The sequence below is a fragment of the Arthrobacter sp. SDR-2R genome, assembly GCF_057747955.1.
The window spans coordinates 3,476,429-3,494,977 of sequence record NZ_CM173231.1 but is presented as its reverse complement, the minus strand read 5'-3'; the positions used below and the strand labels follow the sequence as shown (position 1 = coordinate 3,494,977).

Below are 18,549 nucleotides of genomic sequence, written 5' to 3'. Positions count from 1 at the left end.
GGAATGATGGACTCCGCGTCACACGCCCGGCGGATCGCCGCCGGCCCGTTGCCCTCAGAGCTTCTGGGCGCCAAGCACGGCGTCATGCCTGCAGTGCCCTCTGCCCCTCCGGGTTCCGGCCCTGACAACGCCGAAGCACCACCTTTTGACCCGTTGCGCCTGTGCATCTTCGCCACGGTTGCCCTGCTGGGGTGGCTGGCAGGGCCCGTGGCGCTGTCCGTGTTTGCAGCCATCGGGTTCATCGGATACTGGAAAGCGCGGCGGCGCGGCCTGATGAAATCCAAGTGCTACCTGCGCGACACGAGGCTCGTGCTGTCCTATCTGGGTGTCCTCCTGGCCGCGGGCATCTACGGGATCTACCTGGTCACGGGACGATTGTTCGGGGTGTGAAAAGCAACCACAACACGCCACTCAGGCTGCCGGCACCGCCCGGAAATGCCGTTCAATGAGGCCCTTGATGTCCTCATGGCAGCCACCGCATCCTGTGCCCGCCCGGGTGGCCTTGGAAACGTCCGCCACCGTGGAGCAGCCGTCGGCCACGGCGCCCGTGATGGTGTTCCCGCTGACTCCGGCGCACCGGCACACGGTCCCGGCCGGGTCCGCGGCTGCGCCCGGCAGCTGGTCCGGCCCGTCCAGGCGGAGGAGGAGCGACCGGTCCGCAGGCAGTTCGGCGCCGCGTTCGAAGAGTCCCACCAGCTCGGCCGCCGTGCGGGGCATGCCCACCGCCACCAGGCCTTCGAGCACTCCGCCTCGGGTGGTCATCTTGACGTACCGGCCGTGCTCAGGATCAGCCCACTGGGCCACCTGCAGGCGGGCCCTGCCGTTGGCCGCGCCCGCCGTGAGCGCTTCCTCGTCCCACGGATCCGCGTCGTTGTTCCCGGCCACAGCCATGTTCAGGCCGCGGGCCTTCAGCACCACGACGCCGGGCTGTTCCGGCGGGAGCGCGGACAGCAGTTCCGCCTCCTCCACCCCACCGGAGGACAGCAGGGTCAGGTAGCCCGCCAGCCACTCGGCCTGCCGCCAGCCAGGGCCCACCAGGCCGGAGGGCCCCGTGGCGTTCCGGCATGCGGCGCAGCCCGGGTCGGGGCAGTGGACCTCCGCGCAGTCGCCGATGGCAAAGATATGCGGTTCGTGGTGCGCCCGCAGCGTGTGGTCCACCAGGATCCCGGTGCCGGTGGCCAGCCCGCAGCCGTCGGCCAGCTCCGTCCGGGGACGCACCCCGCATGAAATGACCAGGAGGTCCCCGTCAATCGCCTGCCCGTCGTCCAGCAGCAAAGCCGAGAAACCGCCGTCGGGCGCGTTGTGCTCAACGCCGGTGGAACGGGCGTTGCCTGCCACCCGGACCCCGCAGCGCCGCAGCCCTGCAGCGAGGACGGCCCCGCCGGCACGGTCGATGCTGCGCCCCAGGGGGTGCGGGCCGTTGTGGACCACCGTGACGGTGGCGCCTTCCTCCGCGGCGGCCAGCGCCGTTTCCAGGCCCAGGACGCCGCCGCCCAGGACCACTACGCGCTTGCCGCCGTCCACCGCCTGCCGCAGGACAGCGGCGTCGCGAAGGTCCCGCAGCGCGGTGACGCCGGCGGGAAGCACGGGGGAGGAAGGATCCGGGTTGATGCCGGTCAGGTTGGGAATGACGGGCCGGGATCCGGTGGCGAACACCAGCCGGTCGTAGTGCACGGGTGCTCCTTCAGCAAGCAGGACCTGCTGCCGTGGCCTGTCCACGCGCTTGACCCGCATGCCCAGGCGGACGTCCACGCCGTCCGCGGCCAGCTCGGCGGCATCGGCAAGGGCCAGTGCTTCAGCGGTGGTCCGGCCGACGCCGAGGTCGGCCACCAGGACGCGGTTGTAGGCTGCCTCGGGTTCCTCACCGAGCACGGTGACCTGGACCTGCCCTGCGCGCACGGCGGGCAGGAGCTCGTCCACCAGCCTGGCGGCCACGGGGCCGAATCCCACGATGACAATCTGCTCGCTCATGAGGCCTCCGTCGTTTGCAGCATGCGGGCGGAATCGGGTGCGGCCACGGGCCGGACCCATACGGTGTTGAATTTGAATTCGGGCATCCCGGAGATGGGATCAGTGGCGGCTTCGGTGAGGCGGTTGGCGCTTTCGGAGCCGGGGAAGTGGAAGGGCAGGAACACCGTCTCCGGGCGGATGGCTGTGCTCAGCTCCGCATGGCACACCACCTCGCCGCGCACGTTCGCCACGGAGACCAGCGATCCGGCGGCGATGCCCATGGCGGCTGCCGCCGAGGGGTGGATCTGCACCCTCGCCTCGGGCTGTGCGGCGACGAGTTCGGCCACCCGCCGCGTCTGGGCCCCTGACTGGTAATGCTCCAGGAGCCGGCCGGTGATGAGGGTCATGGCTTTGCCGGCGGGGTCTCCGGAGGTCCCGCCATCGCCGGCAGAAGTACGACGGCGGCGCGGCACTACCGGGACCATCACGGCCTTGCCGTCGGGGTGGGCGAAACGGCCGGCGAACAGCCGCGGCGTTCCGCTGCTGCCGGCCGGGTAGGGCCAGTAGGCGGCCTCCCCGCGGTCCAGCATGGCGTAGTCAATGCCCGAGTAGTCTGCCAGGCCCCCGGCGGAGGCACGCCGCAGTTCCTCGAAGACCGTCTCCGGATCCTCGCTGTAGGTGGACGGGGCGTCCAGCCGCTCGGCGAGGCGGGCCATGATCCACAGCTCGCTCCGGGCACCAGCCGGCGGTGAGATGGCACGGCGGCGGCGCAGGACGCGGCCCTCCAGATTGGTCAATGTCCCCTCCTCCTCCGCCCACTGCAGCACGGGAAGGATAAGGTCCGCCTCCGCGGCGGTTTCGGACATGAAGAAGTCGCAGACCACCAGGAAGTCCAGGCTCCGCAGCCCTTCGATGACGGCGTTGGCGTCGGGAGCTGCCACCGCGATGTTGGAGGCATGCACAAAAAGGCACCGGACGCCGTCGGGCTTTCCCAGTGACTTCAGCAGCTGCACGGCGGGCAGGCCGGGTCCGGGGATGGTCTCCTCCGGAACGCCCCAGACGGCGGCGACGTGTGCGCGGGCAGCCGGGTCGGTGATCTTGCGGTAGCCGGGGAGCTGGTCCGCCTTCTGGCCGTGCTCGCGGCCGCCCTGGCCATTGCCCTGGCCGGTAAGGGTCCCGTACCCGCTGCGGGCGGAGCCCGGCAGGCCCAGGAGGAGGCTGAGGTTGATGGCCGCGGTTGCGGTGTCGGTGCCGTCCACGTGCTGTTCCACGCCGCGTCCGGTGAGGATGTAGCTTCCGCCTTCCCGCGCCCCGGCAGCGAGCATGCGGGCGGTTTGCCGGATCAGTTCCGCGGGGACGCCGGTCAGCGACTGGACGCGTTCGGGCCAGAAGGCGTTGACGCTGCGGACTACGGCGCTGTAGCCCGAGGTGCGCTCTTCGATGTAGGCGGTGTCCACCAGGTTCTCGTGGATGACCACGTGGGAGAGGCCCAGCAGCAGGGTAAGGTCGGTGCCCGGCAGCGGCTGGAGGTGCAGGCCGCCGCCGTCGGCCGTAAAGGCTGCCGTGGCGGAGCGGCGGGGGTCAACCACCACCAGCCCGCCGGCGTCGCGGGCTCCGCGCAGGTGCTGTACGAACGGGGGCATGGTCTCGGCAACGTTTGACCCCAGCATCAGGATGGTGCCGGCGGTGTCCAGGGCTTCGAGCGGGAAGGGCAGGCCGCGGTCCACGCCGAACGCCCGCATTCCGGCGGCCGCGGCGGATGACATGCAGAACCTGCCGTTGTAGTCGATGCGTGAGGTGCCCAGGGCCAGCCGGGCGAACTTGCCCAGCTGGTAGGCCTTCTCATTGGTGAGTCCGCCGCCGCCGAAGACGCCGACGGCGTCCGCGCCGTGGCGTGCGCGGGCGTCCTTCACTGCCTGGGCGGCGAGGTCCAGGGCCTGGTCCCAGCCGATGGGCCGGTGGACGCCGTCGGGTCCCTTCAGCAGCGGCTCGGTGATCCGGCCCGCGTGGTTCAGGAGCGTGGGGGAGGTCCACCCTTTGCGGCAGAGGCCGCCGCGGTTGGTGGGGAAGTCCCGGCCTGCAACCTCCAGTGCGGGCGCGGGATTCGGTGCAGGCACGGGGCCTGGCCCCGGCTGGGCAGCCGGGGCCAGGTCCGCAGGGGACGTGAGCGTCATGGCGCACTGCAGGGCGCAGTAGGGGCAGTGCGTGTCGGCGCTTTTGGTCATGTTAGACGTGTCCCATCGCGTTCCGGCCGGCGTTGCGGATGTAGCAGGTCCAGCAGACCAGCAGCATCACCACGTAGGCGGCAACGAATCCGTAGAAGGCCGGGGTGTAGGAGCCACTGGCGGTGCTGGAAGCGTTCAGGACCTGGGGGATGACGAAGCCGCCGTAGGCGCCGATCGCTGAGATCAGCCCGAGTGCCGAGGACGCCAGGCGCTGGGTTGCCACGGAGCTGGCGCCGTTGCGTGCGGCCCGGCTGGAGGTGGCGAAGATGACGGGGATCATCCGGTAGGTGGCACCGTTTCCAAAGCCGCTGGCGGTGAACAGCATCAGGAAGAGGACCAGGAAGAGCCAGAAGTTCTTCAGCGGCAGGGTCCAGATCATGGTGAGGGTGATGACGGCCATGGAAGCGAAGGCTGTGACCGTCATCCGGGCCCCGCCCATGCGGTCCGCCATGCGTCCGCCGTACGGGCGGGCCAGCGAGCCCACCAGGGGGCCCAGGAATGCAAGGGACAGGGCCACGGTGCCTACTCCGATGGAGGAGAACGCGGGGAAGTAGTCCTTGATCAGCTTGGGGAACACACCGGCGAAGCCGATGAATGAGCCGAAGGTGCCGATGTACAGCAGCGCCATGATCCACAGGTGCGGTTCCTTGAGCGCAGCGACCGAGCCGGCCACGTCACCCTTGGCGCTGGTGAGGTTGTTCATGTACTTGAAGGCGCCGAACGCTGCGAGAAGGATGAAGGGAACCCACATCCAGCCGGCCATGGGAAGGTTGACGGTGCCGGCGGCCAGCAGGGTGATCACGATGGGAACGGCAAGCTGTGCGACGGCGGCGCCCAGGTTCCCGCCTGCGGCGTTCAGGCCCAGCGCCCAGCCCTTTTCCCTGGCCGGGTAGAAGAAAGTGATGTTCGCCATGGAGCTGGCGAAGTTGCCGCCGCCGAAGCCGGCCAGGGCGGCCACGAGCAGCATGACGCCGAAGGGCGTCTCCGGGTTGGAGACACACAGCGCCAGGCCGGTGGAGGGGATCAGGAGCAGCAGGGCGGACACGATGGTCCAGTTGCGTCCGCCGAACCGGGGAACCATGAAGGTGTACGGGATGCGGAGGGTGGCGCCCACGAGGCTGGGCATGGAGATGAGCCAGAAGATCTCCGAGGTGGAGAATGTGAAGCCGGCGGCCGGCAGCTGGACCACCACAATGGACCACAGCTGCCAGACAACGAAGCCGAGGAACTCGGCGAAGATGGACCAGTTCAGGTTGCGGCGGGCGATGGCGCGGCCGGCGGTTTCCCACTGCTCCTTGTTCTCGGCATCCCAGTTGGCGATCCAGCGGCCGGGGCGGAATTCAAGGGCAGGGGTGTCTGTGGTGCGGGTAGAGCCGGGCTGTACGCCGGCATCGACGGTGCGGTCAACAGTCACGGGTTACCTCCTTCAGGGGGATGTTGTTCCTCAAAGGTAGGGACGGCGCGTTTCACGGACGGTCGATGTTTGTTAACGCGCTGTGACTTTTGCCTATCCGGTCCGGCCCGGCGGCGTGAGGCGGCCTGCCGGATCGCATGGTGAGACATGCAACACACGTCCGAATGGTGGACGTTTCGTCCATTGACTGGACGCGGCGAAGTAAGATCGAACTCTAACTATTCGAGCCGGGAGGCAGCCCTGCCTGTGCCCGGCCGGTCTCACGAAAGCGTTTACCTATGTCATCCACCGATACCACCACGGTGCCTGGTTCGCACCAGCCGGTGAACTCCCGCGGCCGCGTCATCGTGGCCAGCCTGATCGGCACCACAGTGGAGTTCTACGACTTCTACGTCTATGCCACTGCCGCCGTGCTCGTTTTCCCGAAGCTCTTCTTCCCGGGCGCGAACGAAACCACCCAGCTGCTGAGCTCCTTCGCCGTTTTTGGCGTGGCATTCATCGCCCGGCCGCTCGGCTCCATCGTCTTCGGGCACTTCGGAGACAAGTTCGGCCGCAAGGGCACGCTGGTGGCGTCGCTGTTGACCATGGGTATTGCCACCTTCCTCATCGGCTGCCTCCCCACCGCGCTGGTTCCGGGCTGGGAATTCTGGGCACCGGCCCTGCTGGTGGTCATGCGCTTCGCCCAGGGCCTTGCGCTCGGCGGGGAGTGGAGCGGGGCCGCGCTGCTGGCCACCGAGAACGCCCCTGCCAACAAGCGGGCCATCTACGGCACCTTCCCGCAGCTGGGCGCCCCGATCGGCTTCATCATCGCCAACGTCATCTTCCTGGTTGCGAGCTACACCCTGACGCCGGAAGCTTTCCAGGCGTGGGGCTGGCGCGTCCCGTTCCTGCTCAGCGCCGTCATGGTGATCCTGGGCCTGTACGTACGGCTCAAGCTGATCGAAACCCCCGCCTTCACCAAGGTGCTGGAATCCAAGGAGGTGGCCAAGCTGCCGCTTGGCCGCGTCTTCAAGACCAGCTGGCGCCAGCTGATCCTGGGCACCTTCATCATGCTGGCCACGTACGTGCTCTTCTACCTGATGACCACGTTCACCCTTACCTACGGCACCAAGCCAACCCTCGAAGGTGCCAAGGCCGCGGCCGAAAAGGCCGGAAAGCCCATGTCTGACGCCGCTGCTGCCGCGTTCGTTCCAGGCCTCGGCTACACCCGCAACGACTTCCTCTGGATGCTGATTGCCGGCGTCGTCTTCTTCGGCATCTTCACCCTGGTCTCCGGACCTCTGGCCGAAAAGTACGGCCGGCGCAAGATGCTCCTCGCCGTCACCGCGGGCATCTTCGTGTTCGGCCTGCTGTTTGTTCCGCTGTTCAGCGGTGGCTTTGTGGGCACCATGGGCCTGCTGATCCTCGGGTTCTCCCTCATGGGCCTCACCTTCGGGCCCATGGGAGCGCTGCTGCCGGAGCTGTTCCCCACGAACGTCCGCTACACCGGCTCGGCGATCAGCTACAACTTCTCCAGCATCCTGGGCGCTGCGGTGGCACCGTTCATCGCCGTGGCCCTGTGGGAAGCGGCCAAGGGCAGCCCTGTCCTGGTGGGTGTCTACCTGACGGCCATGGCCGTGCTCACCCTGATTGCGCTGTTCCTTACCCGCGAAACCCGCGACCTGGACTACGAGAACAACGTGGCCTGACGCTTCGGGTGCCGAAAATGCCCGGCGCGGCCATCCGGCCCGCCGGGCATTTTCATGCTCACCGTGCGTAGCGCGCCACGAAGTTCTTCAGCACGGCCATGGGCTCGGTGACCGTGAATTGGCGTGCGGCCGCCATCAGCTCCTCGGCGGATTCGGGCGGAAAGTAGCCGGCGTGCCGGTAGATATCGATCCGGGTCACCAGCCCGTCGGTGTCCAGTTCGGGATGGAACTGGGTGGCATAAAGGTTGGTCTTGACCCGGAACATGTGCACGGGGCACGTGGCTGAGCGCGCCAGCAGCACCGCGTGCGGTGGCAGGGAACTGACCGCTTCCTTATGGCCGGTCAGGGCCGTGAAGGTCCGGGGCATGCCCTGCAGCAGGGGATCCTGCAGCCCGGCATCCGTCAGCTCGATTTCCACGGCGCCCAGCGGCTCGCCGTAGGTCCTGTCGATGACTGCGCCCTGGTGGCGGCCCAGCGTCCCCACCCCGTAGCAGGCGCCCAGGAAGGGAAAGTCGCGGGCCACCAGCTGGTCCAGGAGGCCGGACAACTCCCGCTCCACCCGGTGCTGGACCGGGCTCTTCTGCTCCGGCGGATCGCTGGACGTGAACGGGCTGCCGCCCACGATGACGCCGGAATAATCCGCAAGATCCAGCGCGGGCAGGGGAGCGGCCTCGAGCCTGACCCGGCGCAGCTCCCGTTCCTCAAGCCCGCCGTACCTCAGGTAGGCGGCATATTCCTCCTCCGCGGCAGCGTCTTCCGGGCGGGAGGCGAGGAGCAGGAAAGGCAGCATGAGCTAAGTCTGCATCCTGGCGGCGCCCCCTGCCAGCACCGGCTCAGCCGGCGGGCTGGGTCAGCGACCGGCGGGACTGTGGCCGGGCTGCGGGGTCGGCGTGGCGGTGCACCAGCTTCCAGTAGCCTTCCTCGCGCCGGAAGATACTGGTCACGCGAAGCGCGAATTCCTCGGTGGCGGCCGCCGCGTCCAGCCGTGCCCGGAAGTGCTCGGTCTCCACCAGGTAGGCGGTGTCGCGGGCGGTGTAGGAGGTGACGGTGTCGAAACCCAGCATCTCGCCGTCGCGGAACTGCCGCGCCGCCTGGTCAAGCCGGGCCTCCACCTGGGCCCAGCCGCGCGCTATGCCGCCGAAGGGATTGGCCAGGGTGACGTCGTCAAGGCGGGAGTAGAGCTCCTTGATGGGGGCCGGGTTGCCCCGGGTGATTTCGGGAACCGCCTGGTGGTAGCGGTCCACTTCTTCCTGGAAGCTGGGTGCGAGCATGGCTGCAAGGACTGCTTTCTAGTCTTCGATGGTGGCGATGATGGCGCCCGCGGACACCGTTTCGCCCGCCGTTGCCGTCAGGCCGGTGATGGTCCCGGACCGGTGTGCGGTGAGGGGCTGCTCCATCTTCATGGCCTCGAGGACCACCACCAGGTCACCTTCGGACACAACGTCCCCGTGCGCCACGGCCACCTTCACGATGGTGCCCTGCATGGGGGAGGTCAGGGCGTTGCCGGTGGCAGCCGCGGGACCGGCGGAGCGGGACCGCTTCTTGGACTTGCCCGGCTTGGCGGCGGCGCCGGCTGCAGTGCCCGGCGTGCCCAGGGACGCGGGGAGGACCACCTCCAGCCGCTTGCCGCCCACCTCGACCACGACGCGCTGGCGGTCTTCTGCGGAGCCGTCTGCATCGGTTGGGGCATCCGGCGTCCAGGCGGGAAGGTTGTTGCTGAATTCGGTTTCGATCCACCGGGTGTGGACCTTGAACGGGCCCTCGGCCGGGGCGAAAGCGGGGTCCGACACAACTGCGAGGTCGAACGGGATGACGGTGGGGATGCCCTCCACCACCATCTCCTCCAGGGCGCGGCGGGCACGCTGGAGGGCCTGCGGCCGGGTGGCGCCGGTGATGATCAGCTTGGACAGCATGGAGTCGAAGTTCCCGCTGATCACGTCGCCCTGTTCCACGCCCGAGTCCACGCGCACGCCGGGACCGGTGGGGTTCTTCAGGACGCGGACCGTGCCGGGGGCCGGCAGGAAGTTGCGGCCCGGATCCTCGCCGGTGATGCGGAATTCGATGGAGTGTCCGCGGACCTCGGGATCGCCGTAGCCCAGTTCCTCGCCCCTGGCCAGCCGGAACTGTTCGCGCACCAGGTCGATGCCGGTGACTTCCTCGGACACGCAGTGCTCCACCTGGAGGCGGGTGTTGACTTCGAGGAAGGAGATGGTGCCGTCCTGGCCCACCAGGAATTCGCAGGTTCCGGCGCCGAGGTAGCCGGCCTCCTTCAGGATGGCCTTGGAGGATTCGTAGAGGCGCCGGTTCTGGTCCTCGGTGAGGAACGGTGCCGGGGCTTCCTCCACGAGCTTCTGGTTGCGCCGCTGCAGGGAGCAGTCGCGGGTGGACACCACCACCACGTTGCCGTAGGCGTCGGCCAGGCACTGGGTTTCCACGTGCCGTGGGGCGTCCAGGAAGCGCTCGATGAAGCATTCGCCGCGGCCGAAGGCTGCGGTGGCCTCACGGACGGCGGATTCGTACAGCTCCGGGATTTCTTCCCGGGTGCGGGCCACCTTGATGCCGCGTCCGCCGCCGCCGAAGGCAGCCTTGATGGCCACGGGCAGGCCGTGGCGGTCCACGAAGTCCAGGACTTCGTCCGCGGACTCAACGGGGTCGGCGGTGCCCGGAACCAGCGGGGCGCCCACCTTTTCGGCGATGTGCCGGGCCTGGACCTTGTCGCCCAAGGCGGAGATTGCCTCCGGGGAGGGGCCGATCCAGGTGATGCCGGCCTCGATCACCCGTGCGGCGAACTGGGCATTTTCGGCCAGGAAGCCGTAGCCGGGGTGGATGGCGTCGGCGCCGGACTGGCGGGCGGCGTCAATGATCTTGTCCATCACCAGGTAGGACTCCGCCGCGGTGGTGCCACCCAGGGCGTACGCCTCGTCAGCCAGCCGGACGTGCAGCGCGTCCCGGTCCGGATCTGCGTAGACGGCCACGGAGGCAATGCCCTCGTCCCGGGCCGCCCGGATGATGCGCACGGCGATTTCGCCGCGGTTGGCGATCAGCACCTTTGTGAGGCTCGGCTGTGTAGTACCTGCGGACTGCTCCAAATTTGCTGACAAGGCGTCTCCTTCTTTCCTTCAGGGAGCCTAGCGCGCTTTTGGAGGTTCCGCCGATATTACTTGCGGAATCCGCGTGTAAACCGGCCGTCCTTTGTAGGGAAGCTACAAGCAGTGTGGAAACCGGGCGATTTACCGCCGGGGCCAGAGGTCCGTAATGCGCACGTTGGCGGACGCGAGCAGCCCGCGCAGGGTGGAGACGGAAAGGCCGACGACGGCGTGCGGGTCGCCGTCGACCTTCCGGATGAAGGCGCCGCCCAGGCCGTCGATGGTGAAGGAGCCCGCGCAGTGGAGCGGCTCTCCGGTGGCGATGTAGGCGTCGATCTCTGCCGGATCCATCTCCAGGAAGGAAACCTCGGCTGAGGCGACCGCCCCCACCGTGGCGCCCGAGCCGCGGCCGCTGCCGCCGTCGTCGTCCGTGTCCCTGCAGTCCACCAGCCAGTGGCCCGTGTGCAGCACTCCCGCGCTGCCGCTCATCCGGAGCATCCGCTCGCGGGCGACGTCGGCGGTGTAGGGCTTGCCGTGCGCCTCGCCGTCGAATTCAAAAACCGAGTCGCAGCCCAGCACCAGGGCGCCGTCCGCTTCCGGCAGCGCCGCCACGGCCTCGGCCTTGGCGCGGGCCAGCAGCAGCGCGGTGTCGTGCGGGTCCGTGACGCCGTACCGCGCCTGCACGGCGGCCTCGTCGACGTCGGAGACCAGCACGGTGTGCCGGATGCCGGCCTCGGCCAGGAGCTTGGTGCGGGCGGGGGACTGGGAGGCGAGAATCAGATGGAGCACGGCTTCAGCCTAGTGGACCAGCTCGCCGGAGGCGGGTGCTGCCTGGCCCCTGTTGAGCTTGGCGCCCTCCACGTCCACGTCCGGCAGGATCCTGTCCAGCCACCGCGGCAGCCACCAGGACCTGGCGCCCAGCAGGTACATCACGGCCGGGACGATGGTCATGCGGACCACGAAGGCGTCGAACAGTACGCCGAAGGCCATGGCAAAGCCCAGCGGCCGGACCATGGTGAGGTGGCTGAAGATGAAGCCGGAGAACACGCTGACCATGATGATCGCGGCCGCGGTGACTACGGCGGCCGCGTGCCGGAAGCCCACCCTGACCGCTTCCTTGGCGGACGATCCGTGCATGTATGCCTCGCGCATGCCGGAGGCGATGAACACCTGGTAGTCCATGGCCAGGCCGAACAGCACGCCGATCAGGATAATGGGCAGGAAGCTGAGCACGGCGCCGGGGTTGGCCACGTCGAAGATGTTCCCCAGCCAGCCCCACTGGTATACCGCCACCACGGCACCGAAGGCGGCGGACAGGGACAGCAGGAAGCCGCCCGTGGCCAGCAGCGGGACCACGATGGACCGGAACACCAGCAGCAGCAGGATCAGGGAAAGTCCGACGACGATGGCCAGGTAGGGCGGCAGGGCGTCACCAAGCTTGGTGGAGACGTCCACGTTGCCGGCGGTCTGCCCGGTCAGTCCCATGGCCACGCCGTAGTCGGACTGGATCTCCCCGTTGAGGCCGCGGAGCTCGGAGACCACCTTGACGGTGGTGGCGCTGGCCGGGCCCTCCTTGGGGATGACCTGGAACACGGCGGTCCGGCGGTCCTCGCTGAGGGCGACGGGCACGGCTGCCACCACATTGTCCACGGCACGGAGTTTGTCCGCGATGTCGTACTGCAGCTTCTGTGCCTGGGCTTCGTCCAGGTCCGCGGGGAACTCGCCGACGGCCACGATGGGTCCGGTGACACCTTCGCCGAAGCTGCGGGCCGTGAGGTCGTAGGCCTGGTAGGCCTCTGACTCCACGGGTTCGGAGCCTCCGTCCGGCAGGGCCAGCTGCAGCTGGGTGGCGGGCAGCGCAAGGGTGCCCAGCAGGAGGATGCCCGCGATCAGTGCCACCCACGGGTGCCGGGTGACCAGGCCGCCCCACCCGCGGGTGCTGCGTTCCTTATCGGCGGCGAGGTCGGCCGTTTCGTGGTCCGGTTCGGCGTTGTGGGCTTCGGCTTTGGCCCAGGCCCGCCGGGAGATGATGCGCCGTCCAATCAGGGACAGCATGGCAGGGGTCAGGGTGATGGCCACGAGCACCGCAACGGCCACGGTTCCCGCTGCCGCAAGGCCCATGACGGCGAGGAAGGGCAGCCCGGGGACCACCAGGGCGGCAAGGGCGATGATCACGGTCAGGCCGGCGAAGACCACGGCGTTGCCGGACGTGCCGTTGGCCCGGGCAACAGACTCCTCCGCATCCATGCCGGCAAGGAGCTGGGTGCGGTGCCGGTTGACGATGAACAGCGAGTAGTCGATGCCGACGGCGAGGCCAAGCATCAGGGCCAGCATGGGCGAGATGGAGCTCATGTCGAACAGGCCGGAAAGGGCGAACGTGATGCCGACGCCCACGCCGACGCCGATGATGGCCATCAGCAGGGGCAGCCCGGCGGCGATCAGCGTGCCCAGCATGAGGATGAGGACCAGCGCCGCAACAGCGATGCCGACGATTTCCGCAGTGCCGAACAGTGCCGAAATGTCCTCGGTGATTTCCTTGCTGGCCAGCGCCGTGACGCCTGCCGCGGAGGTCTCGTGGGCGATCTCCTGCACCTGCTTGCGCACGGCCGGGGCCAGCCCGTTGATGGAGGTCTTGAACTGCACCTGTGCCACGGCGGCCTTGTTGTCCCCGGACACGAAGCGGATGGCTGATGCTGCCTGGGCCTGCCGTTTGCCCTGTTCCAGCTTGGCCTTGTTGGCCGCCAGTTCCTGGGCGCCGGCGTCCAGCTTGGCCTGGCCCTGGGCCAGCGCTGCCTTCTGCTGGCCGAGCTGGGCTTCAATCAGTGCTGCCGGCGCCCCGGCGGCGGTGAGCTGCTGCTCGGCTGCCGCCAACTGCGCCTTGCCGGCTTCAAGCTGGGCCCGGGAGGCGTCCAGCTGTGCCTGCCCGGCCGCCAGCTGCTGTTCGCCGTCGGTGATGGCCTTGCCGGCCTGGTCCACCTGTGCCTGGGTGGCGAACGGGTCCACCGTGCCACGCACCTCGGGGAGGGTCTGGAGCTTCTTCAGCGCCTCCGTCACGGCCGTCCGGCTTTGGGCCGTGAAGCCGCCGTCCGGGGCTTCGAAAACGATCGTGGCGCTGCCGCCGGAGGCCGAGGGCAGCTCCTGCTTGAGCTTGTCCGCAATCCGCTGGGTTTCGGTCCCGGGAATCTGGAAGTTGTTGGACAGGGTGCCGTGGAATGCCGCGGCCGAGCCGCCCACGGCCACCAGCACGGCGAGCCACAGGGAGATGACAAGCCAGCGCCGGCGGTAGGAGAACTTGCCGAGGCGGTAGAGGAGCAGTGCCATGCGGGTGAACCGATCTGATCAGGAGGAACGGGTGGCGGATGGTGGAGCGGGGGTGTTGAAGCCGGTGGCCAGCAGGGCCATGGCATCGATGAGCAACTGCCGGAGCTCGGCCAGGGATGCGGGTGTCAGGTCCGGACCGCGGCGGCTGAACCACACCTCCATGGCGGCCTTTCCGCAGGAGATGATCGAGCCGGCCAGGGCGTGGACATAAAGCTCGTCCTGGGCGCCGGGGGTGCCGGCGAGGCGTTCGCGGGCGACGGTGAAGACCTGCGCCCGGCAGTGGTCCCACGCCTCGAGTTCCGGGTGCGACATCAGCGGGCTCTGCTGGGTCAGCGTGAACAGTTCCGCCAGCGGCGCCACGGCCTTGGGGTCGGCAAGGGCCATCAGCGCGGCCTGGGCGGATTCCAGCATGGGCTCGTCCGCCGGGCGGAGGCGCAACTGCTGAATCGCGTTGTCCAGGAAGCCATGGACGATGGAGGCCAGGGCGGCGTCGGTGCTGCTGAAGTAGTTGAAGAAGGTGCGGCGCGAGATCCCCGCGGCGTCGGCGATGTCTTCCACCGTGAAGTTTCCGGGGCCTTTGGAGCGCAGGAATCCCAGTGCGGCGTCGGTGATCGCCTGGCGGGTGGCGGCCTTGTTCAGCTCGCGCCGGGAAGGTGCGGCGGGTTCGTCCGGCGGGGCAACGGGTGATGTCACGCGCTTACACTACGTGCAAGTTTGCACTCAATGCAACTTAAATTCACAGGAGAACCATAGCTTCCCGACAGCCCTTCCTGATCCTTGCGCCGGATGCTTGGTATGCCTCGCCCGAGGCGAATCACCAGGAGCCGTCAGTTGACGGCGAATCAGGAGACACGACATGAGACGCACGAAGAAGATGACCGTGGGCCTGACGGCCGCAGCGCTGGCGCTTGGTGCCGGAATCGGCGTGGCCGGCATGGCATCCGCCACCACGACGCCCACTCCCACACCCAGCGCGGGTTCCAGTGCTGCTGACGGAACTACCGGCAGCGCCCCCGATGGCATGGGCAGGCACGGCGGCCGCGGCGGCCATGGGATGGAGCAGGCCTCGGCGCTGGCAGCGAAGCTGGGCGTTGATGAAGCCAAGGTGGCCGACGCCTTGAAGGCCTTCCGCGAAGCCAACAAGCCCACCACGCCGCCGGCCGAGGGCCAGAAGCCGGATCCTGCCGCCCGCGAGGCTGCACTCGCCAAGTCCCTTGCTGCATCGCTGGGCATCGATGAAGCGAAGGTGACCGCAGCGCTGCAGGAGATCCGCAGCGAGGAAGAGGCCGAACATGCAGCCGGACTCAAATCCCGCCTGGACAAGGCTGTAGCGGATGGAAAGCTGACCCAGGCTGAAGCCGACGCCGTGACGAAAGCCATCCAGAACGGGGTAATCGGAGGTGGCTGGCACTGACCATCACTGTTGTTGAGCGATACGCGCAGCCCTGACTGCAAAAAGGCGTCCCCGGGAGAATCTCCCGGGGACGCCTTTCCTTGCTGCTGTCTGTGCCTTACGCCTTTGCATCCTGCAGTTCGCGGGGTGCGGTGTCGGCGCTGGTGCCGTCGGTAGCGGTTTCGCCGGCGGCAGCATCGGCGTCGCTGTCATCCACGAACGGGGTCCCGTTGCGGGGTGCGTTGTACAGCGATTCGTCCAGGATGCCCTGGCGCTTGGCCACGATGGTGGGAACCAGGGCCTGGCCGGCCACGTTCACAGCGGTGCGCCCCATGTCCAGGATGGGATCAATGGCCAGGAGGAGTCCGACGCCGGCCAGCGGCAGTCCCAGCGTGGAGAGCGTCAGGGTGAGCATCACCACGGCGCCGGTGGTGCCGGCGGTTGCGGCGGAACCGAGGACGGAAACCAGTGCGATCAGCAGGTACTGGCTGAAGTCCAGCTGGATGCCGAAGAACTGGGCCACGAAGATTGCCGAGATCGCGGGGTAGATGGCTGCGCAGCCGTCCATCTTGGTGGTGGCGCCCAGCGGCACGGCGAAGGAGGCGTAGGCGCGGGGGACGCCCAGGCTGCGTTCGGTGACGCGCTGCGTCAGCGGCAGGGTTCCCACGGACGAGCGGGACACGAAGGCCAGCTGGACGGCGGGCCAGACGCCGGAGAAGTACTGCTTGATGGACAGTCCGTGGCTGCGGACCAGGATGGGGTAAACGACGAACAGCACCAGGACCAGGCCGGCGTAGATGGCCACGGTGAACTTGCCAAGCGAGCCGATGGTGTCCCAGCCGTAGACGGCCACGGCGTTGCCGATGAGGCCAACGGTGCCCAGCGGCGCGATGCGGATGATCCACCACAGGACCTTCTGGATCACGGCAAGGGCTGAGGCGTTGAGGTTGAGGAACGGCTCCGCAGCCTTGCCCACCTTGAGCGCGGCGACGCCCACGGCGATGGCGATCACGAGGATCTGAAGGACGTTGAAGCTGACCGAGGTGGTGACGGCGCCGGAATCGCCGACCGTGGAGCTGGCACCCAGGCCCAGGAAGTTCTTGGGGAAGAGGCCCACCAGGAAGGCCCACCAGTCACCGGACTTGCCGGTGTACTTGGCTTCCCCGCTGATGCCGGTGTTGGCGCCGGGCTGCAGCAGCACGCCCAGGCCGATGCCGATCAGCACGGCGATCAGGGACGTAATGGCGAACCACAGGAGCGTGTTCCAGGCCAGCCTGGCGGCGTTGGACACCTGGCGCAGGTTGGAGATGGAGCTGACGACGGCGGTAAAGATCAGCGGGACCACGGCGGTCTGCAGCAGGGACACATAGCTTGAGCCGATGGTCTGCAGGGTGGCGCCGAGGGCGTTGGGGTTGGCCTTGGTACTGCCGGTGTACTTGGCCAGCAGGCCGAGGCCAAGGCCCACGATGAGGGCGGCGATGATCTGGAAGCCGAACGAGCCCGCCCACCTGGGCAGCTGGAATCCGGTCTTCCCTGCGGGGGACGGGGTGCTTGTCTGAGTGCTCACCCGACTACGCTAGAGCCACCCCGCATACCACGACGAACGAACATTGAGAAATATTACGCGCCCACGATCACGCAGGAAGCCGGCAAACCGAGCAAACACAAGGCAGACGGCGGCCTATGTTACTTATTCCCGCCCCGGGTGTGCTTAATGTCTCCTGTTGCCCTCCCTCCCCGAAGGGGGAGACTACGAGAGCAGCGCCCGGCGGAGCGTGTCGAGTCCAACGGAGCCGATGTTGAGGGCCTTGGTGTGGAACTCCTTGAGGTCGAACCCGGGCCGGGCCTCAAGTTCGGCGCGGATCTGTTCCCAGAGGCGCTGGCCTACTTTGTAGGAGGGGGCCTGGCCCGGCCAGCCGAGGTAGCGGGTGAACTCGAAATTGAGTTGGCCTTCGCTGATGGGGAGGTTTTCCTTGAGGAAGCCGTAGCCCTTGTCCGCGGTCCAGGTGCCGGATCCCCAGCGTCGGGGCATCTCGAGTTCGAGGTGCACGCCGATGTCGAAGACCACGCGGGCGGCGCGCATGCGCTGCATGTCCAGCATGCCCATGTGGTCGCCGGGATCGTTGAGGTAGCCCAGTTCCTGCATGAGCTTTTCCGCGTAGAGTGCCCAGCCTTCGCCGTGGCCGGAGGTCCAGCAGACGTTCCGGCGCCATTTGTTCAGCAGCTCGCGGCGGTAGGTTGCGGTGGCCACCTGGAGGTGGTGGCCCGGGACGCCCTCGTGGTAGACGGTGGTGGTTTCAGCCCAGGTGGTGAACGTGTCCTCGCCGGCGGGGACGGACCACCACATGCGGCCGGGGCGGCTGAAGTCGTCGGACGGGCCGGTGTAGTAGATGCCGCCCTCGTCGGTGGGAGCGATCCGGCACTCGAGTTTCTTCATGACGTCGGGGATGTCGAAGTGCACTCCGGCGAGTTCGGCAACGGCTTTGTCGGAGAGGCCCTGCATCCATTCCCGGAGCGCCTCGGTGCCTTTCAGTTGCCGGGAGGGGTCGTTGTTGAGGATGTCCTTGGCTTCGGCGATGGTGGCGCCTGCCTTGATGGTGTCCGCAACGCGCTCCTGTTCCGCGATGAGGCGGTCCAGTTCCTCGACGCCCCAGGCATACGTTTCTTCCAGGTCCACTTCCGCCCCCAGGAAGGAGCGGGAGGCCAGGGCGTAGCGGGCCCTGCCCACGGCGTCCTTCTCAGGCGCGGCGGGGAGCAGTTCGGTGCGCAGGAATTCTGCCAGCCGGGCGTAGGCACCCCGGGCGGCGTCAGCACCGGCGTCGAGCGTAGTTTGCAGCGCAGCGGGCAGTGGCCCGTCAGCCGTGGTGGCCTCTGCGGCCAGTTTGGCGAAGAAGCCGTCCGGGGCGGCGTACTTGGCCACCTGTTCGATGACGGTCCGCACCTGGCGGGCAGCGGCCACCCGGCCGGAGTCCCTGGCCATGCGCAGGGATTCGGTGTAGCCGCTGATGGCGGCCGGCACGTTGTGGGCGCGCCCGGCGATGTGCTCCCAGTCCTGTTCGGTGCCGGTGGGCATGAGGTCGAAGATGGCCCTGATGTCCTGGGCCGGGGAGGCGATGTTGTTCAGGTCCGCGTATTCCCAGCCGGAGGCGTGGATCAGCAGTTGCAGGCCGAGCCGTTCCCGCATGGCGTCCAGGGTGACGGCGTCCACGTCGTCTTCCGGTTCCAGGCCCTCAAGGGCAACCAGGGCCTCCCGCGCCGCCTCCGCGAATCCGGCAATGCCGGCGGGGGAGAAATCCTGGTACTCCGTTTCATGTCCCGGCAGGCCAAGGGTAGTGGCGAAGGTCGGGTTGAGCCTGATGAGGGTGTCCGTGTAGTTGTCCGCGACGGCGTCGATCCGGGTGTGCGGGCGCGCGGCGGGTGCAGTGTCTGTAGTCACATGACGAGACTATCGCCCGGACTGCGCCGGGGCCTG

The 18,549-nt window shown here is 68.1% G+C and carries 14 protein-coding genes; 3 read left to right on the top strand and 11 right to left on the bottom strand.

The genetic code is table 11. From position 1 onward, the window contains the following. The first annotated feature begins 3 nt into the window (after positions 1–3). The gene (locus AC3ANU_RS16110; protein ID WP_478222118.1) at positions 4–390 is read left to right on the top strand and encodes a hypothetical protein; all 387 of its coding nucleotides are present in this window, start codon (positions 4–6) and stop codon (positions 388–390) included. Between the two features lie 21 nt (positions 391–411). On the opposite strand, the gene AC3ANU_RS16105 is transcribed toward AC3ANU_RS16110, so the two are convergent. From AC3ANU_RS16105 to AC3ANU_RS16095, 3 genes are read right to left on the bottom strand one after another with little or no spacing between them, the layout of a single operon-like run. Then, entirely contained in the window at positions 412–1,971 is a 1,560-nt protein-coding gene (locus AC3ANU_RS16105) for an FAD-dependent oxidoreductase (RefSeq protein WP_488314861.1), read from the bottom strand. Further along, on the bottom strand, positions 1,968–4,175 hold the full coding sequence (locus AC3ANU_RS16100) for a molybdopterin oxidoreductase family protein (RefSeq protein WP_488314860.1): 2,208 nt from the start codon (positions 4,173–4,175) through the stop codon (positions 1,968–1,970). The genes AC3ANU_RS16105 and AC3ANU_RS16100 overlap by 4 nt, the downstream gene beginning before the upstream one ends. Before the next feature lies 1 nt (position 4,176). After that, positions 4,177–5,589 carry an MFS transporter gene (locus tag AC3ANU_RS16095; protein ID WP_018770103.1) on the bottom strand — a complete coding sequence of 471 codons (1,413 nt, stop codon included), beginning with the start codon at positions 5,587–5,589 and terminating at the stop codon, positions 4,177–4,179. 278 nt (positions 5,590–5,867) lie between these two features. On the opposite strand from AC3ANU_RS16095, the gene AC3ANU_RS16090 reads away from it, so the two are divergent. Beyond that, positions 5,868–7,277 (top strand): MFS transporter, encoded by a 1,410-nt coding sequence (locus AC3ANU_RS16090; RefSeq protein ID WP_018770102.1) that lies wholly within the window; start codon positions 5,868–5,870, stop codon positions 7,275–7,277. A gap of 58 nt (positions 7,278–7,335) precedes the next feature. Here AC3ANU_RS16090 and AC3ANU_RS16085 read toward each other — a convergent pair whose 3' ends face one another. From AC3ANU_RS16085 to AC3ANU_RS16060, 6 genes are all read right to left on the bottom strand, one after another. Further along, positions 7,336–8,067 (bottom strand): glutamine amidotransferase, encoded by a 732-nt coding sequence (locus tag AC3ANU_RS16085; protein ID WP_056393546.1) that lies wholly within the window; start codon positions 8,065–8,067, stop codon positions 7,336–7,338. A gap of 43 nt (positions 8,068–8,110) precedes the next feature. After that, positions 8,111–8,548: a YybH family protein gene (locus AC3ANU_RS16080; RefSeq protein ID WP_018770100.1), complete on the bottom strand. Its 438-nt coding sequence runs from the start codon at positions 8,546–8,548 to the stop codon at positions 8,111–8,113. Between the two features lie 18 nt (positions 8,549–8,566). Beyond that, positions 8,567–10,378: an acetyl/propionyl/methylcrotonyl-CoA carboxylase subunit alpha gene (locus tag AC3ANU_RS16075; protein WP_051081389.1), complete on the bottom strand. Its 1,812-nt coding sequence runs from the start codon at positions 10,376–10,378 to the stop codon at positions 8,567–8,569. Positions 10,379–10,507: 129 nt separating this feature from the next. Beyond that, positions 10,508–11,152, bottom strand: coding sequence for a Maf family protein (locus AC3ANU_RS16070; protein ID WP_018770098.1), 645 nt, complete (start codon positions 11,150–11,152; stop codon positions 10,508–10,510). A gap of 9 nt (positions 11,153–11,161) precedes the next feature. Further along, a complete protein-coding gene (locus AC3ANU_RS16065) occupies positions 11,162–13,684 on the bottom strand; it encodes an MMPL family transporter (RefSeq protein WP_144600448.1) in 2,523 nt (840 codons plus the stop codon). An 18-nt stretch (positions 13,685–13,702) separates the two neighbouring features. Further along, entirely contained in the window at positions 13,703–14,377 is a 675-nt protein-coding gene (locus AC3ANU_RS16060) for a TetR/AcrR family transcriptional regulator (RefSeq protein ID WP_018770096.1), read from the bottom strand. A gap of 163 nt (positions 14,378–14,540) precedes the next feature. On the opposite strand from AC3ANU_RS16060, the gene AC3ANU_RS16055 reads away from it, so the two are divergent. Continuing rightward, complete coding sequence (locus AC3ANU_RS16055) at positions 14,541–15,098, top strand: hypothetical protein (protein WP_026265903.1); 558 nt, start codon at positions 14,541–14,543, stop codon at positions 15,096–15,098. Between the two features lie 97 nt (positions 15,099–15,195). Here the strand turns inward: AC3ANU_RS16055 and AC3ANU_RS16050 are convergent, their stop codons facing one another. Together AC3ANU_RS16050 and AC3ANU_RS16045 are read right to left on the bottom strand one after the other, a co-directional pair. Further along, the gene (locus tag AC3ANU_RS16050; protein WP_018770094.1) at positions 15,196–16,644 is read right to left on the bottom strand and encodes a dicarboxylate/amino acid:cation symporter; all 1,449 of its coding nucleotides are present in this window, start codon (positions 16,642–16,644) and stop codon (positions 15,196–15,198) included. Positions 16,645–16,827: 183 nt separating this feature from the next. Continuing rightward, complete coding sequence (locus tag AC3ANU_RS16045; protein WP_488314859.1) at positions 16,828–18,513, bottom strand: DUF885 domain-containing protein; 1,686 nt, start codon at positions 18,511–18,513, stop codon at positions 16,828–16,830. Positions 18,514–18,549 lie beyond the last annotated feature (36 nt).

What these genes read in the sequence shown, in the direction of transcription:
- AC3ANU_RS16110 (WP_478222118.1), top strand. Translation starts at nt 4, where the DNA reads ATGATGGACTCCGCGTCACACGCCCGGCGGATCGCCGCCGGCCCGTTG.
- AC3ANU_RS16105 (WP_488314861.1), bottom strand. Translation starts at nt 1,971, where the DNA reads ATGAGCGAGCAGATTGTCATCGTGGGATTCGGCCCCGTGGCCGCCAGG.
- AC3ANU_RS16100 (WP_488314860.1), bottom strand. Translation starts at nt 4,175, where the DNA reads ATGACCAAAAGCGCCGACACGCACTGCCCCTACTGCGCCCTGCAGTGC.
- AC3ANU_RS16090 (WP_018770102.1), top strand. Translation starts at nt 5,868, where the DNA reads ATGTCATCCACCGATACCACCACGGTGCCTGGTTCGCACCAGCCGGTG.
- AC3ANU_RS16085 (WP_056393546.1), bottom strand. Translation starts at nt 8,067, where the DNA reads ATGCTGCCTTTCCTGCTCCTCGCCTCCCGCCCGGAAGACGCTGCCGCG.
- AC3ANU_RS16080 (WP_018770100.1), bottom strand. Translation starts at nt 8,548, where the DNA reads ATGCTCGCACCCAGCTTCCAGGAAGAAGTGGACCGCTACCACCAGGCG.
- AC3ANU_RS16065 (WP_144600448.1), bottom strand. Translation starts at nt 13,684, where the DNA reads ATGGCACTGCTCCTCTACCGCCTCGGCAAGTTCTCCTACCGCCGGCGC.
- AC3ANU_RS16055 (WP_026265903.1), top strand. Translation starts at nt 14,541, where the DNA reads ATGAGACGCACGAAGAAGATGACCGTGGGCCTGACGGCCGCAGCGCTG.